Source organism: Pseudomonas sp. PS01298 (assembly GCF_029959745.1).
GTDB classification, from domain to species: domain Bacteria; phylum Pseudomonadota; class Gammaproteobacteria; order Pseudomonadales; family Pseudomonadaceae; genus Aquipseudomonas; species Aquipseudomonas aylmerensis.
In genome coordinates this window covers 70537-86440 of sequence record NZ_JASCPP010000013.1, presented here as the reverse complement: position 1 = coordinate 86440, position 15904 = coordinate 70537, and the positions used below count along the sequence as shown (strand labels likewise).

General features: G+C 62.5%; 9 protein-coding genes. 2 read left to right on the top strand and 7 right to left on the bottom strand.

Annotation, left to right across the window (positions count from 1 at the left end):
- Positions 1-98 precede the first annotated feature (98 nt).
- The 5 genes from trxC to QMX97_RS08080 all read right to left on the bottom strand — a co-directional run bounded on the left by trxC (position 99) and on the right by QMX97_RS08080 (position 9144).
- Positions 99-533, bottom strand: coding sequence for a thioredoxin TrxC (trxC, locus tag QMX97_RS08100; protein WP_282396684.1), 435 nt, complete (start codon positions 531-533; stop codon positions 99-101).
- A 102-nt stretch (positions 534-635) separates the two neighbouring features.
- Entirely contained in the window at positions 636-2099 is a 1464-nt protein-coding gene (gene selO / locus QMX97_RS08095; protein WP_065899992.1) for a protein adenylyltransferase SelO, read from the bottom strand.
- 48 nt (positions 2100-2147) lie between these two features.
- Entirely contained in the window at positions 2148-5486 is a 3339-nt protein-coding gene (gene mscK / locus QMX97_RS08090; RefSeq protein WP_282396683.1) for a mechanosensitive channel MscK, read from the bottom strand.
- 49 nt (positions 5487-5535) lie between these two features.
- On the bottom strand, positions 5536-7278 hold the full coding sequence (locus QMX97_RS08085; RefSeq protein WP_065899995.1) for a potassium/proton antiporter: 1743 nt from the start codon (positions 7276-7278) through the stop codon (positions 5536-5538).
- A gap of 240 nt (positions 7279-7518) precedes the next feature.
- The gene (locus QMX97_RS08080; protein ID WP_106805356.1) at positions 7519-9144 is read right to left on the bottom strand and encodes a methyl-accepting chemotaxis protein; all 1626 of its coding nucleotides are present in this window, start codon (positions 9142-9144) and stop codon (positions 7519-7521) included.
- Positions 9145-9421: 277 nt separating this feature from the next.
- Here QMX97_RS08080 and QMX97_RS08075 point away from each other — a divergent pair, with 277 nt between their 5' ends.
- Together QMX97_RS08075 and QMX97_RS08070 are read left to right on the top strand one after the other, a co-directional pair.
- Positions 9422-9652, top strand: a complete 231-nt coding sequence (locus QMX97_RS08075) for a hypothetical protein (RefSeq protein WP_012721849.1) — start codon at positions 9422-9424, stop codon at positions 9650-9652.
- The gene (locus QMX97_RS08070) at positions 9649-9942 is read left to right on the top strand and encodes a cell division protein ZapA (RefSeq protein ID WP_065899998.1); all 294 of its coding nucleotides are present in this window, start codon (positions 9649-9651) and stop codon (positions 9940-9942) included. Before QMX97_RS08075 ends, QMX97_RS08070 begins: the two co-directional genes overlap by 4 nt.
- A gap of 3 nt (positions 9943-9945) precedes the next feature.
- Here the strand turns inward: QMX97_RS08070 and QMX97_RS08065 are convergent, their stop codons facing one another.
- Positions 9946-11748, bottom strand: coding sequence for an acyl-CoA dehydrogenase (locus QMX97_RS08065; protein ID WP_282396682.1), 1803 nt, complete (start codon positions 11746-11748; stop codon positions 9946-9948).
- Positions 11749-11941: 193 nt separating this feature from the next.
- Positions 11942-15895: a trifunctional transcriptional regulator/proline dehydrogenase/L-glutamate gamma-semialdehyde dehydrogenase gene (gene putA / locus QMX97_RS08060; protein ID WP_282396681.1), complete on the bottom strand. Its 3954-nt coding sequence runs from the start codon at positions 15893-15895 to the stop codon at positions 11942-11944.
- Positions 15896-15904 lie beyond the last annotated feature (9 nt).

Sequence of the window (15904 nt, the reverse complement as noted above, 5' to 3'; positions counted from 1 at the left end):
CGAATGCGGTGTGTCATTCAGCCTATGCATCGACTGACACTGCGCATTCGCGAGCAAGCCCGCTCCCACATTTGATAGGTGTTGTTCTCAGGGGGGAGTTATACGCCCTGGCTGCGTAACCACGCCATCAACTGCTGCAACGGAAACGCCCCGCTCTGGCGCGCCACCTCGCGGCCGTTCTTGAACAGAATCAAACTCGGGATCGACCGAATCCCCAACTGCGCTGACAGTTGCTGATTGGCCTCGCTGTCCAGCTTCGCCAATCGGCACTTGCCTTCCAGCTGCCCAGCCGCCTGCTCAAACACCGGCGCAAATGACTTGCACGGCCCGCACCATTCAGCCCAGACATCCACCAGCAACGGCAAATCACCTTTGATCTGGCTGGCGTAGTCACCTTGTTTCAGCTCGAACGGCGTGTTCAGCAAAACCGGCTGCTTGCAGCGCCCGCATTTTGGCGCATCGCCCAGGCGTTCGCCGGGGATGCGGTTGAGGCCGTTGCAATGGGGGCACGGGATTACGAGAGGTTCGGACATGGTGGGCTCCTGGAATGACCAATAGGTTCTATGTGGAGCCGGGGCAGATAGTTATCAAGGTTGTAGTGAGCGGGACACGCCCGCTCACTACAATAGTAGCGCCTACGACGAACAACTGATTTCCAAATGCTTGCCCCAATCCGGCGGGCGCTGCGCGTATTGTTCCATACCCGCTTGCTCCTCGAACGGCTTGGAAAGCACCTCGTGCAGCCGCCGCACTTCGCTGTAGTCGCCGGACTCGGCGGCGGTGATGGCGTTTTGTGCGAGGTAGTTGCGCAGGATGTACAGCGGGTTGACCGCATGCATGCGCGCGCGTCGCTGTTCTTCAGTGTATTCCCCGTCCCTTGCAACGCGGGCTGTGTAGCGTTCGGCCCAGGCGTCGAAACCGGCCAGGTCGACAAAATCATCACGCAAGCGGGTCACGGCCAGTGCCGCTGGTTCATCGCCCAGGCGACGGAAGAACAGGGTGTAATCCACACCGCTGTTCTGCATCAGCTTCAATAAGCGCTCGACCAGCGCCTGATCATCGTCCTCGGCGGTGGTCAGCCCCAGGCGGCGGCGCATCAGGTCCAGGTAGTGGGCCTGATACAGCGGCAGGTACAGGCCCAGCGCTTCCTTCAAGGCATCGACGCTGATGAACGGCGTCAGCGCCTGCGCCAGGGCGCTGAGGTTCCATTGGCCGATCGGCACCTGGTTGCTGAAGGAATAGCGCCCTTCATGGTCCGAGTGGTTGCAGATGAAGTGCGCGTCAAAGTCGTCGAGAAATGCAAACGGCCCGAAGTCGAAGGTGATGCCGAGGATCGACATGTTGTCGGTGTTCATCACGCCGTGGCAGAAGCCGTAGGCCTGCCATTTGGCGATCATTTCGGCATTGCGCTCGACGATCTCGCGGAACATCGCCAGGTATGGCTCGGGCTGCTCGCGGCACTCGGGGTAGTGCAGGTTGAGCACGTGCTCGGCCAATTGCGCCTGCTGCTCGGGCTTTTTGGTGTAGTAGAAATATTCGAAATGGCCGAAGCGGATATGGCTGTGGGCCAGGCGCAGCACCATTGCGCCGCGCTCCTGTTTCTCACGCCACACCGGGGTATCGGAGCCGATCACGCAGAGGGCCCGGCTGCTGGGAATGCCCAGCGCGTGCAGCGCTTCTGAGGCCAGGAACTCCCGAATCGACGAACGCAGCACCGCGCGCCCATCGCCCATGCGCGAGTACGGCGTCATGCCGGCGCCCTTGAGGTGCAGGTCCCAGTGCTCGCCGGCCTGGTTGTACACCTCGCCCAGCAGCAGCCCCCGGCCATCGCCCAATTGTGGCGTGTAGCCACCGAACTGATGCCCGGAATAGACCATCGCCCGCGGTTCCGCCTCGGCCCACAGCTTGTGGCCGCCAAACAGCTCGGCGAACACCGGCGTTTCAGCCACGGCCGGGTCGAGGTCGAGCAAGGCCATGGCGGCATCGCTCGCCACCACAAGGCGCGGCGCATCGAGGGGTTCAGGCAGGACGTGGGTTGAGAACGCGTCGCCCAGGCGTGCGAAGCGGTTGTCGAAGGTCAGTTCGTCGAGGGCTTTCACCGGCCATCTCCAGCAGAATGTCCGAGCATTCTGCTGGGGATAGGGCGTTTAGTCGAGTTTACCCGGCGGCGGTTCTTGCACGCCGCCGTCGTTGGCGGGTTTGGCCGGGGTGTCGACTTCGACCAGTTTGTATTCCTGGCCGTGGAGGTTCTTCAGGTAGACCTCCATCTGGCGGAACGAAATGTTGATGTGCTCTTTCTTGAACTCGCGGTTAATGAAGCGGTTCACTTCGTCGATCACCGGGTTGCGGTCGCCCAGGTCGCGCACGTGCATGCGCAGTTCGTGGTCGAGGGTGCTTTCGCCGAAGTTGAGGAAGTACACGTGTGGCTCCGGCTCCTTGAGCACTCGCGGGTTCTCGCGGGCGGCCTTGAGCAGCAGTTCCTTCACGCGGTCCAGGTCAGAGCCGTAGTCCACGCCAAGCTTGAGGGTGACGCGGGTGATGGTGTCGGTCAGTGACCAGTTGATCAGTTGCCCGGTGATGAAGGTCTTGTTCGGGACAATGATGTCCTTGCGGTCGAAATCGGTGATGGTGGTGGCGCGGATGCGGATCTTGCTCACCGTGCCCGACAGGTTGCCGATGGTGATGGTGTCGCCGATCCGCACCGGGCGTTCGAACAGGATCATGATGCCGGAGATGAAGTTGGCGAAGATTTCCTGCATCCCGAAGCCCAATCCCACCGACAGCGCCGCGACCAGCCATTGCAACTTGTCCCAGCTCACGCCGAGGGTCGACAGGGTCGAGACAAAGCCGACGCCGGCAATCACATAGGACAGCAAGGTGGTGGTCGCGTACGCGCTGCCCTGGGCCAGGTCCAGCTTGGACAGCACCAGCACTTCCAGCAAGCCGGGCAGGTTGCGCGCCAGGGCGAAGGTGATGCCGACAATGATCGACGCCCCCAGCAGGTCGCCGATGCTGATCGGCACCATGCTGATATTGGCGCCGGTGCCGCTGGTGTATTCGTAGAGCGTGACGTTGTCGAGGTAGGAGAACACGGTGATCAGGTCTTTCCAGACCCAATACAGCGCCGCGATAAAGCCGCCGAGCAAGGCCATGCGGATCAGGCGCATGGATTGTTCGTTGACCTGCTCGATGTCCAGCGTCGGCTCTTCGATCACCGCCTCGCCGTCGCCGGCTTCCTTGGCGGCCTGGCGTTTGGCCAGGGCGCGTGCGTAAGCCAGTCTCCGCGCGGCGACACCCAGGCCGCGTACGAACGTGGCTTCGATCACCAACCAGAACATCAACAGGTACAGGGTGTTGATCAGCCGGTCGCTGAGTTTGAGCGCGGTGTAGTAGTAGCCGAACAGCACCGCGATAAACAGCGCGATGGGCAGGGCGGTGAATAGCAGGCCCACGGCTTTGCGAAACAGCGAGGCTTTTTCATGCGTCGGGCTGTTCAGCAACAGGCGCCCCAGCAGCCAGGCCATCAGTGCGTAGCACAGCAGCACCACGCCGATGCCCAGCACGTCGTCGGCCAATGCCGCCGGTTGATGCTCGGCAATTGCCACCACCGCCACCAGGGCCAGCACCACCAGCCCGAGCTTGCGCACCCAGCCCTGGAGGAATTCGACCTGGGGTTTCTCCCAACGGAAGTGCAGCTCGGCCACGCCACCCGGCGCGAGGATGCGGTAGGCGGTGTAGAACACCAGCCACGCCTGGGCGATCTGCAGCAAGGCTGCGCCGAGGTTGGCGTTTTGCCCACGGGCGTCAATCTGCAGCGCATACCCGCACAGCGCCAGGCCCAGGGCTACCGGCATCGCCAGCAGGATATTGATCAGGATGGCCTGCGGCGTGTGCCACTGGCTGTCGCGCTTGAAGTGACCGATGTCCAGGTGGACCTTGTTCAGGCGCTGGTACAGGGCTTTGCGGCGCCACAACAGCGCGCCGATCAACAACAGCAGCGGCAGGAACAGCAGCGGACGCTGGGTCAGGCCGTCGTACAACTCGCTGACGCTGGAAGCCCAGGGCAGGGTGGTGACTTGCTTGCTCAGGTGCGCCGGCACGGTTTCCAGCCACTCGGTGTCCAGCGGCTTGTTGCTGGGGATCCAGAACATTTGCTCATCCAGCGTCGCGCGCAGGGTGGTGGCGGTGCTGAGCAATTGTTTCTGGTTCAGTTGCAGGGTGATGGATTCGTTCAGCAGCGCGCTCAGCTCACGGCTCAGGCGCTCCAGCAGGTCGCTGCGGGTGATCGCCAGCTCCAGCAGGGTGCGACGCAATTGTGGCGTGACGTCTTCCGGTGGCTGGTTGGCCAGCAGGTTGTCGACGTAGGTGCTCGGGGAACTGATCAGCTCGCGCTGCTGGTTGACCTCGAACTGGTACAGGCGAATGTTGGCGATGTCATCGGCCAGGTCGCGGTCCACCGTCAGGCGCGGCAATGCCTGCTTTTGTTTGTAGAGAATCTTGGAGAGCAGCAGGCTGCCCTTGAGCACGTTGATCTGCTCGTCCAGCGCCGAATCGCTCTGGGTCACGGTGTCCAGTTGCTGCTTGGTCTGCAGGTTTTTCTGGGTCAGGTCGTTGAGGCGGTCGGTGCTTTTGAGCAGGTAGTCGGACAGTTTCAGGTTGGCCGCGCTCTCGGTGGCCAGCAGGCTGCTGCCGCCGGCCTTCTGCGCCTCGATGGACTGCTGGGTTACCGTCTGCTGGGACTGGGCCAGGCGTTTCTGGTTGATCAGGGTTTGCAGGTCCTGGATTTCCTGCTCCAGGCGCGCGGTTTTCTCCACCACCAGGTCGTGCTGGCTATTGCCCAGGTCTTGCAGTTGGCTGTTGCCGGCCAGTTCCTGGCGACGCAAAGGGATCAGCGCATTCAGGGCGGCGAGTTCGGCGTTCAGTTGGTTGCGCTGGTCGCCGCTGATGGTTTTGCCATTGTCCTTGCCGGCCTTGAGGATCGCATTGATCTGCTGGATGCGCGTCTGGCTGTTGCTGATTTCGGTCTGGGCGCGCTCGGGGCGGGTCTGGGCGGCAATGGTCAGGCTGTTGGCGTCGGCCAGTTCTTTTTGCAGGTCACCTTGCTGGGTGGTGCGCTGCACCAGCAGTTGTTCCAGCTGTGGCACCGGCAGGCTGGCGTAGCGCTGGGCGACCGGGATGACCTTGGTGGCCTTGAGCCGGGTCAGCTCACGCTGGTTGTCGGTGGTCTGGCGCGGGGCGTCCTCCAGCTGGCGCTTGAGGTCGATGAGGCGCTGCTCGTAATCCTGCTTGTTGCCCAGGTAATTCAGGGTCTGCTGCAGGATCGACTGCAACGCCTTCATGTCGGCGTCGGGCAGCTTGCGGTCGGGCAGCTTGTCCAGGGATTGCTGGATGGCGTCGGCGCTGGGCGGATCGGCGGCGTGTACGCTGCCGACACAAAGGGTCAGGCCCAGCAGGGCAGTGGCGAGAAAAGTGCGCAGGATTGGCATAGAGACCGGTCGAGCAAGGTGAAGAATCGGGGCGTTGTCGCCCCGCAGTTTAGAGGAAGAGTCCGGGACCCGGGCGACTTCCTTCGGGGAATCTGACGCCGACTTTGCCGATCTTGTTCCCGTCCATGACCGCGACGGTCCAGATGGTGTTGTTCCATTCCACCTGGTCGCCCACCACCGGCGCGCCGCCGACTTTCTGGGTGATGAAGCGGCTGAGGGGCATGTCCGGGTCGATGCCTTCGAGCTTGAGGCCGTACAGGGCGGAAACCGCGCCCAGCTGGGCGTCGCCTTCAAGCACGAAGTCGCCGAAGAAGCGCAGGTCCAGGCCGCGTTGCGGTGCCTGGCTGAACAGTTTGCCCAGGGCTGGCAGGTTGTGTTCGTGGCCGATCACACAGAGCAGGTCGTCGACTTCCAGCACCGTACTACCCGACGGATGGAGCAGTTGCTGGCCACGGAACAGCGCGGCGATCCGCGTGCCTTCGGGCATTTTCAGCTCGCGCAGGGCTGCGCCGATGCACCATTTTTCCGCGCCCAGGCGGTAGACGAACAGCTCCCACTCGCTGGTGACGTGCACTTCCAGGGCTGCGCGCGAGATGGGCGCAGGGTCCGGCGGTACCGTCACTTTCAGCAGCTTGGCCACCCATGGCAGGCTGGTGCCCTGCACCAGCAATGACACCAGCACGATAAAGAAGGCAAGGTTGAAGTACAGCTGCGCATGCGGCAGGCCGGCCATCAGCGGGAACACCGCCAGGATGATCGGTACCGCGCCACGCAGGCCAACCCAGGCGATGAAGGCTTTTTCGCGGCCATGGAACGCCTTGAACGGCAGCAGGCCGACCATCACCGACAGCGGCCGCGCGAACAGGATCATCCACAGCGCCAGGCCCAATGCCGGCAGCGCGATCGGCAGCAAGTCGTGGGGCGTGACCAGCAGGCCCAGCACCAAAAACATGCCGATCTGCGCGAGCCAGGCCATGCCGTCGAGCATATGCAAAATGCCATGACGGCTGCGCACCGGGCGGTTGCCGATCACCAGGCCGCACAGGTACACGGCGAGGAAGCCGCTGCCGTGCAGGGCGTTGGTCAGGGCGAACACCACCAGGCCGCCGGCGATCACCAGGATCGGGTACAAGCCCGTGGCCAGGTTGATGCGGTTGACCATCTGCAGCATCAGCCAGCCGCCGCCCAGGCCGACGATGCCGCCGATGCCGAACTCGCGCACCAGGTGCGTCAGCAGGCTCCAGTGCAGGCCGGTCTGGCCGCTGGCGAGCATGTCGATCAGGGTGACGGTGAGGAACACCGCCATCGGGTCGTTGCTGCCGGACTCGATTTCCAGGCTGGCGGTGACCCGCTCGTTCAGGCCCTTGCCGCCCAGCAGCGAGAACACTGCCGCGGCGTCCGTGGAACCGACGATGGCGCCGATCAACAGGCCCTGGATGATATTGAGGTCAAACAGCCAGGCCGCGGCCATGCCGGTGAGGCCGGTGGTGATCAACACCCCGACCGTGGCCAGCGACAACGCCGGCCACAACGCCACGCGAAAACTTGCGACCCGCGTGCGCAGGCCGCCGTCCAGCAGGATCACGGCCAGCGCGAGGTTGCCCACCAGGTAGGCGGTCGGGTAGTTATCGAAAATGATGCCGCCGCCATCGACGCCGGCGACCATGCCCACGGCCAGGATGATCACCAGGATCGGGATGCCCAGGCGGGACGAAAGAGAACTCACCAGAATGCTTGCACCCACCAGCAACGCGCCGATCAAGAACAGGCTGTTGATGGTCGTCGCATTCAAAGGCAGTACTCCATGAGTAAACAAGACGGGGCGCAAACTGACCATGCAGTCTGCGTGCCAGCGATTCTAACCTGTTGAATTGCTGCGCTGTCAAAAAGCTTTTGTGGCGCGATGAAGATCAAATGTGGGAGCTGGCTTGCCTGCGATAGCATCGCCTCGGTGAGCCTGATTCACCGAGGTGCCTGCATCGCAGGCAAGCCAGCTCCCACAAGGGATCAGCGCTGCCAGGAGGGCTTTGGTTCAGAGCCTGAACCGCCCCACCATCCCATTCAAATCCACCGCCAGGCGCGACAGCTCACTGCTCGCCGCACTTGTCTGGCTGGCGCCGGTGGCGGATTGCACCGACAAATCACGGATGTTCACCAGGTTACGGTCCACTTCCCGCGCCACTTGCGCCTGCTCTTCCGCCGCGCTGGCGATCACCAGGTTGCGCTCGTTGATTTCCACGATGGCGGTGTTGATGGTGTCCAGCGACATCCCCGCGCCCTTGGCGATGTTGAGTGTCGATTCCGCACGTTCGGTGCTGTTGCGCATCGAGTCCACCGCGTGCTCGGTGCCGGCCTGGATGCTGCCGATCATCCGCTCGATCTCGCTGGTGGACTGCTGGGTACGGTGGGCCAGGGCGCGCACTTCATCGGCAACCACGGCAAAGCCACGGCCGGCTTCCCCGGCACGCGCGGCTTCAATGGCGGCGTTGAGGGCCAGCAGGTTGGTCTGGTCGGCCAGGCCGCGAATCACGTCCAGCACCTTGCCGATATCCCGGGACTCATTGGCCAGGTCGCCGATCAAGGTAGCGGTGGCTTGCACGTCGCCGCTCATGCGCTCGATCGCGCTGACGGTTTCCTGTACCAGGTCACGCCCGTCGCCGGCGGAAGTGGTGGCATTGCGCGAGGCTTCGGAGGTGCTCACCGCATTGCGCGCGACTTCTTCGACGGCGCTGGTCATCTCGTTGACGGCCGTGGCGGCCTGTTCGATTTCGTTGTTTTGCTGGGTCAGGCCGCGGGCGCTTTCGTCGGTGACGGCGTTCAGCTCTTCAGCCGCCGATGCCAGCTGGGTGGCGGAGCCGGCGATACGCTGCAGGGTGTCGCGCAGTTTGTCCTGCATCTTGGCCATGGCCGCCAAAAGGCGCCCGGCTTCGTCGTTGCCGTCAATCTTGATCGGCCGCGTCAGGTTGCCTTCGGCGATTTCTTCAGCGGCGCCCAATGCCTGGGAAATCGGCAAGGTGATGCTGCGGGTCAGCAGCCAGGCGAACAGCAGGGTCAGCGCCGTGGCGATCACCAGCAGGCCCACCACCAGGTCAAAGGCCAGGTCGTACTGGTCTTCGGCTTGCTGGTTGGTGGCCAGGGCCATCTTGTTATTGAGGTCCAGCAGGCGCGTGAGCACCGCGTTGACCTGCTCGGAGTTGCTCAGCAGTTCGGTGTTGAGCAGGCTGCGCAACTCGTCGACCTGATTGGCGCGCGACAGGCTTTTCATGCGCTCTTCGATCTGATGGTACTGGCCGAGCAGGCGCACGTATTCGTCGTAGGTCGAACGCTCCTCGCTGCTCTCGATCAGCTTCTCGTAGACCGCCTGGGCCGTGCGGATCTGCTGGTTGCGCAGCTCGAAAGCCTCGAGGGTTTTCTGCTGCACCTCCGGCTCGCGGTTGGTCAGCAAGCGATAGGACAGGACCCGCAGGCGCAAAGTGAGTTGGGTGAACTCATCCAGTGCGCGAATGCTCGGCACGCTGGACAGCGTGATGTCTTCGGTGGCGCCACGGATTTTGCTCATCTGGTTCAGGGCGAACACACCGAGAAACAACATCAGGGCACCAATCAGCGCGAAGCCGAGGAAGGCCCTCGGAGCAATATTCATATTACGAAGCGACATGCGGAAATCCTGGGGAGAAGCGCGATCCGTGCGGTCATGAGACGGGGTGTCCCTCTCTATCGGACGTACGACTAAAGTCTAAAGGGCGCTGTGCGTTTTTGTCGCACCTGACGAGGGGTTGCGCTGATTCAGGAACCAGATGGGGGAAATGCAGTCACTAAGGCTCGAAAGCGTGGCCCGGCCCTTAAAAAACGGGCTGCGCGCCGGGGATAACCCTGGCATCCGAGGTGAATTTTCTTTATCGTCACCGCCCTTTGAAAAAGCCCGAGAAATCAAAATGTTAGAAGCATCCCTCAGCCAACTGGAACAACTGGTCAGCGACCTGGTACAGCAGAATCAGGATCTACTGGGCAGCAACGAATCCCTCAAGGCCGAACTGGCTCGCGCCAAGGATGAGAACGACAGCCTGCAATTGAACCTGATGGAACAGGAAGAAAAGCATGGCGCCACCGCCGCGCGTATCCAGGCGTTGGTTGAGCGCGTGAGCGCAGGGCCTGTCAGCGCATGAATGAAGGGATAAAGGTCGTTTCGATTCTCGGAGAGGATTACTCGATCAAGGCACCGGCAGGGGAGGACAAAACCCTGATGCACGCCGTGACCATGCTCAAGGCGTCCCTGGCCACCACCAAGAAAAAGTACCCGACCCTGATCGGTGACAAGCTACTGGTGCTGGCGGCGCTTAACCTGTGCGCCGAGCAGATCGAAATGCAGCAGGCTCACCAGCAGGAACTCGACCGTTACCAAGAGCAAGTCAGCGCCACGGTCGATGTGATTTCCAAGGTGATCGGACAACCTTAGGGGTCAGAACCACTCATCCTGCATGCCGAGGCACGTGTCATCACGTGCTTCGAGAATCGCCAGCTCATGATGGCAGCTTGGTACTTCCCAGGTCAGGAAGTACCGAGCGGCCTGGAGCTTGCCTTTGTAGAAGGCCACATCCGCCGCATTGCCCCTGGCCAAGCCTTCCTCGGCGCGAATCGCCTGTTCCAGCCAGCGCCAGCCAATCACCGTATGCCCGAATACCTTCAAGTACAGCGCCGAATTCGCCAGGCTGCTGTTGACCTTGCCGTGGGCGAGATCCGTCAGCAGGCCGATGGTCACGCTTTGCAGGCGGCTCACCAAGTGCTCCAGCGGTTCCCTGAGTGGTGTGAGGCTTGGGTATTGCTGCGCACGCGCACCGGTTTCGGCGATCAGTCTGATGAGTTGCTTTAAGCCCGCCCCGCCGTTCTGTGCGAGCTTGCGCCCGAGCAAATCCAGGGATTGGATGCCATGGGTGCCTTCATGGATCGGGTTCAGGCGGTTATCGCGGTAGTACTGTTCTACCGGGTATTCACGGGTGTAGCCGTGGCCGCCGAGAATCTGGATAGCCAACTCGTTGGCCTTGAGGCAGAACTCCGAGGGCCAGGATTTGACGATCGGGGTCAGCAAGTCCAGCAGTTCGTGGGCGTGCTTGCGCTCGGCTTCGGTTTCCAGGGTGGTGGTGTCGTCGAACAGCCGCGCGGCGTAGAGGCCCAGATCGAAGGCGCCTTCAACGTAGGATTTCTGGGTCAGCAGCATGCGTTTTATGTCCGCGTGCTGAATGATCGAGACCGGCGCAGTGGTGGGATCCTTGCTGTCCGGCAGGCGACCTTGCGGGCGTTCACGGGCGTACTCCAGGGAGTAGAGGTAGCCGGCATAACCGAGCATCACCGCGCCCATGCCCACGCCGATGCGCGCCTCGTTCATCATCTGGAACATGCAGCTCAGGCCCTGATGCGGCTTGCCCACCAGATAGCCGACACAGTTGCCGTTATCGCCGAAATTCAGCGCCGTGGACGTGGTGCCGCGCCAGCCCATCTTGTGGAACAGCCCCGCCAGCAACACGTCGTTGCGTTCCCCCAGGCTGCCGTCGTCGTTGACCAGGAACTTGGGCACGATAAACAGCGAAATGCCCTTCACCCCAGGCGGCGCGTCCGGCAGCTTGGCCAGCACCATATGCACGATGTTTTCCGACAGCGGATGATCGCCGCCGGAGATGAAGATCTTATTGCCTTTGAGTCGATAGCTACCGTCAGCCGCTGGTTCTGCGCGTGTACGAATATCCGACAGGGATGAACCGGCATGTGGCTCGGTGAGGGCCATGGTGCCGAAGAAGCGGCCCTCGATCATCGGCTGCAGGAAGCGTTGTTTCTGCTCCTCGGTGCCGAAGCTTTCAATCAGGTTGGCGGCGCCCATGGTCAGGAACGGATACGACGTGGACGCGGCGTTGGCCGATTGGAAGTGCGCGAAACAGGCCTGCGACAGCAGGGTAGGCAGTTGCATGCCGCCCGCTTCGAAACTGCGCGCCGCGTTGAGGAAGCCGGCTTCGAGGAACGCATCCACCGCCGGCTTCACTTCCGGAATCAGGATGGCCTTGCCGTCTTCATAGCGCGGTTCGTTTTCGTCGTTCTTGCGGTTGTGCGGTGCGAAGTACTTCTCGGCAATGCTGCGCGCCGTGCTGATGGCTGCATCGAAGGTTTCGCGATTGTGCTCGGCAAACCGCTCGCGCTGCGTCAGGCCCTCGGCATCGAGGACTTCATACAGCTCGAAAGCCAGATTGCGGGAACTGAGCAGCGTCTCGGACATGGCGGCTTACCTTTGAAAAGTATGCCGCAGTCTAGAAGCGCTGATAAAAAGGGGGAAGGAACATAGATGGGGGTGATGGGAGGACACAAGCTTCAGCTACAAGTCGCAAGCTTCAAGCCGCAAGCTACAAGCCTCAAGCTGCTTGTAGCTTGTAGCTTGTAGCTTGTAGCTTGCAGCTTGCAGCTTAGAAGGTTTAGCCGATGGTCATCAGGCTGGCGTTACCGCCTGCTGCAGCGGTGTTAACGCTCAACGCCCGCTCAATCACCAGGCGTTCCAGCGCAATCGCGGTCTCGCCTTGCGACAAACCATGCACCCCGACAATCGCCCCGCCACGCTGGGCCACTTGCTGGCACACCGCGCGCAGTTGATCGGAATCACCGTGGTGCAGGACGGCGTCGAACACCACGTCATCCTTGGTCCAGTCGGCCACGCGCTTGATCTTCGCCTGAATCTCCTTCGGCAGGCGTGGGAACAAGGCCTTGGTCAGGTCGGTTTCCGGCCATACCGCAGAACCGCCAACGGCCAGCACCGCCGCCAGTTGAGTCAGCAGGTCGCCTTCTACGTCCGCCAGGCACAGCACGTGCTCGCGGGGCAGGATGGCGTAGCTGTTGCGCTCGCCAGTCGGGCCAGCCAGTTGACGGGTGATACCGCTTTGCGACTGCGCGGCGAACTGGCTGCACAGGGCGCTCAGGTCGCTGAACTGATTGCTGTCAGCCCAGGCTTTCAGGGCTGTCAGCGGTTGGCTCATGGCGTCGCGCAAACGGACATCCGGTGCAGCCAGTGCGTCGCCACGCACGAAGGATTGTTCGATGGCATCGGTAGGACGGGTCGACAGCAGGCGGTACAGGTACAACGGACCACCGGCTTTCGGGCCGGTCCCCGACAGGCCTTCGCCGCCGAACGGCTGCACGCCGACCACGGCACCGACAATGTTGCGGTTGACGTAGACGTTACCGGCATTGACGTTGTCGATCACCTTGGCGATGGTCTCGTCGATACGGGTGTGCACGCCCAGGGTCAGGCCATAGCCGGACGCATTGATCTGCGCGATGAGCTGGTCGATCTCTTTGCGCTTGTAGCGCACCACGTGCAGCACCGGGCCGAAGATCTCGCGTTGCAGTTCGTCGAAGCTTTCCAGCTCGATCAGGGTCGGCATCACGAAGGTGCCACGCTTGATCTCTTCGCCGTCGGCAATGGCTACCTGGTACACGTTGCGGCCTTTGTCGCGCATGGCCTGGATGTGTTTCTCGATGCCGGCCTTGGCTTCGGCGTCGATCACCGGGCCGATGTCTACGGACAGGCGCTCCGGGTTACCCAGGCGGCATTCAGCCATGGCGCCCTTGAGCATTTCGATCACGCGGTCTGCCGAATCTTCCTGCAGGCACAGGACACGCAGGGCCGAGCAACGCTGGCCGGCACTGTCGAAGGCCGAGGACACTACGTCGATGACCACTTGCTCGGTCAGCGCCGAAGAATCGACGATCATCGCGTTCTGCCCGCCGGTTTCGGCGATCAGCGGGATCGGACGGCCCTGGGCATCCAGGCGGCCGGCGACATTGCGTTGCAGCAGGCGCGCGACCTCGGTGGAACCAGTGAACATCACACCTTTGACGCGTTCATCGCCGACCAGGCGCGCACCGACGCTTTCGCCCTGGCCCGGCAGCAGTTGCAGCACGCCTTCCGGAATACCGGCTTCAAGCAGGATGCGCACGGCTTGGGCCGCCACCAGCGGCGTTTGCTCGGCAGGCTTGGCCAGTACCGGGTTGCCGGCAGCCAGTGCGGCAGCGACCTGACCACTGAAGATTGCCAGCGGGAAGTTCCACGGGCTGATGCAGACCACCGGACCCAGTGGGCGGTGGGCGTCGTTGGTGAAATCGTTGCGTGCCTGCACCGCGTAGTAGCGCAGGAAGTCCACGGCTTCGCGCACTTCGGCGATGGCGTTGGCGAAGGTCTTGCCGGCTTCGCGAGCCAGCAGGCCCATCAGTGGCTGGATCTCGCCTTCCATCAGGTCGGCGGCACGTTCCAGGATCGCGGCGCGCTCGGCGGGCGGGGTGGCCTGCCAGATCGGGCCGGCATTGATGGCGCACTGGATGGCGTTGTCGACGTCTTCGACGGTGGCTTCCTGGACGTGACCGACCACATCACGCAGGTCGGACGGGTTCAGCACCGGTGCAGCAGGCTGGTCGCTGGAGGCGCAACCGAGCATCGGGGCGGCCTTCCAGTGGTTGTGCGCGGTGGCAAGCAACGCGCAGGACAGCGACGCCAGACGGTGTTCGTTGGCCAGGTCGATGCCGGCCGAGTTGGCGCGGTCGCTGCCATACAGGTCGCGGGGCAGTGGGATGCGCGGGTGCGGCAGGCCGAAGCCGCCTTCCAGCGTCGCCATCTGCTCGATGCTGGCCACTGGATCGGCCACCAGCTCCTGGATCGAGATGGACTGGTCGGCAATGCGGTTGACGAACGAGGTGTTGGCGCCGTTTTCCAGCAGGCGACGCACCAGGTACGCCAGCAGCGTTTCGTGGGTGCCGACCGGTGCGTACACGCGGCACGGACGATTCAGCTTGCCGTCGGAGACCTTGCCTACAACTTGCTCGTACAGTGGCTCACCCATGCCGTGCAGGCACTGGAACTCGTACTGGCCGGGGTAATAGTTCTGACCAGCGATATGGTAGATAGCCGACAAGGTGTGCGCGTTATGCGTGGCGAACTGCGGGTAGATGACTTCCGGCACCGACAGCAGTTTGCGTGCACAGGCGATGTAGGAAACGTCGGTGTACACCTTGCGGGTGTAGACCGGATAGCCTTCCAGGCCTTCAACCTGGGCGCGCTTGATTTCGCTGTCCCAGTACGCGCCTTTCACCAGGCGGATCATCAGGCGATGGCGGCTGCGGCGGGCCAGGTCGATAACGTAGTCGATCACATACGGGCAACGCTTCTGGTAGGCCTGGATCACAAAGCCGATGCCGTTCCAGCCGGTCAGCTGTGGTTCGAAGCACAGGCGTTCGAGCAGATCCAGCGACAGCTCCAGGCGGTCGGCTTCTTCGGCGTCGATGTTCAGGCCGATGTCGTATTGCTTGGCCAGCAGGGTCAGGGACAGCAGGCGCGGGTACAGCTCGTCCATCACGCGCTCGTATTGCGCACGGCTGTAACGCGGGTGCAAGGCCGACAGCTTGATGGAGATGCCTGGGCCTTCATAAATCCCACGACCGTGAGAGGCTTTGCCGATCGAGTGGATGGCTTGTTCGTACGAGGCCAGGTATTTCTGGGCATCGTGTTCGGTCAGGGCGGCTTCCCCGAGCATGTCGTAGGAATAGCGGAAGCCCTTGGCTTCGAACTTGCTCGCGTTGGCCAGGGCTTCGGCGATGGTTTCGCCGGTGACGAACTGCTCGCCCATCAGGCGCATGGCCATGTCGACGCCCTTGCGGATCATCGGCTCGCCGCTCTTGCCGATGATGCGGCTCAGGGACGAGGTCAAGCCTGCTTCGTTATGCGTGGCGACCAGTTTGCCGGTCAGCAACAGGCCCCAAGTGGCGGCGTTGACGAACAGCGACGGGCTATTGCCCAGGTGCGGCTGCCAGTTGCCGGTGCTGATCTTGTCGCGGATCAGCGCGTCGCGGGTGCCCTTGTCCGGGATGCGCAGCAGCGCTTCGGCCAGGCACATCAGTGCGACACCTTCCTGGGACGACAGGGAAAATTCCTGCAGCAGGCCCTGAACAATACCGGCACGGCCGCCGGCACTCTTCTGATTACGTAGTTTTTCGGCAATCGAGGCGGCCAGCTTGTTGGTGGCTTCGGCCATGGGCTGCGGCAGGCGGGCCTGCTCGATCAGCATCGGCACTACTTCCGGCTCAGGGCGACGGTATGCGGCGGTGATCGAGGCGCGCAGCACGGATTGCGGCAGGATGCTCTCGGCAAACTCCAGGAAGCACTGGTGGGCGTGGTCGGCCTGGACTTCGCCGGCGTCATCTGCGTCCTTGCTGCTCAAGCCATTCAGCTCGGTCAGGGTTGCACCACCCTCGAGTTTCTCCAGGTAATTGAAAATCGCCTGCTTGATCAGCCAGTGCGGCGTGCGATCAATCGAGGTCGCGGCGGCCTTCAGGCGTTCGCGGGTCGGGTCGTCGAGTTTGACCCCAAGGGTGGTCGTAGCCATTTTTTTATC

What these genes read in the sequence shown, in the direction of transcription:
- QMX97_RS08070 (WP_065899998.1), top strand. Translation starts at nt 9,649, where the DNA reads ATGAATGAAGGGATAAAGGTCGTTTCGATTCTCGGAGAGGATTACTCG.
- QMX97_RS08065 (WP_282396682.1), bottom strand. Translation starts at nt 11,748, where the DNA reads ATGTCCGAGACGCTGCTCAGTTCCCGCAATCTGGCTTTCGAGCTGTAT.
- putA (WP_282396681.1), bottom strand. Translation starts at nt 15,895, where the DNA reads ATGGCTACGACCACCCTTGGGGTCAAACTCGACGACCCGACCCGCGAA.
- trxC (WP_282396684.1), bottom strand. Translation starts at nt 533, where the DNA reads ATGTCCGAACCTCTCGTAATCCCGTGCCCCCATTGCAACGGCCTCAAC.
- QMX97_RS08075 (WP_012721849.1), top strand. Translation starts at nt 9,422, where the DNA reads ATGTTAGAAGCATCCCTCAGCCAACTGGAACAACTGGTCAGCGACCTG.
- QMX97_RS08080 (WP_106805356.1), bottom strand. Translation starts at nt 9,144, where the DNA reads ATGTCGCTTCGTAATATGAATATTGCTCCGAGGGCCTTCCTCGGCTTC.
- mscK (WP_282396683.1), bottom strand. Translation starts at nt 5,486, where the DNA reads ATGCCAATCCTGCGCACTTTTCTCGCCACTGCCCTGCTGGGCCTGACC.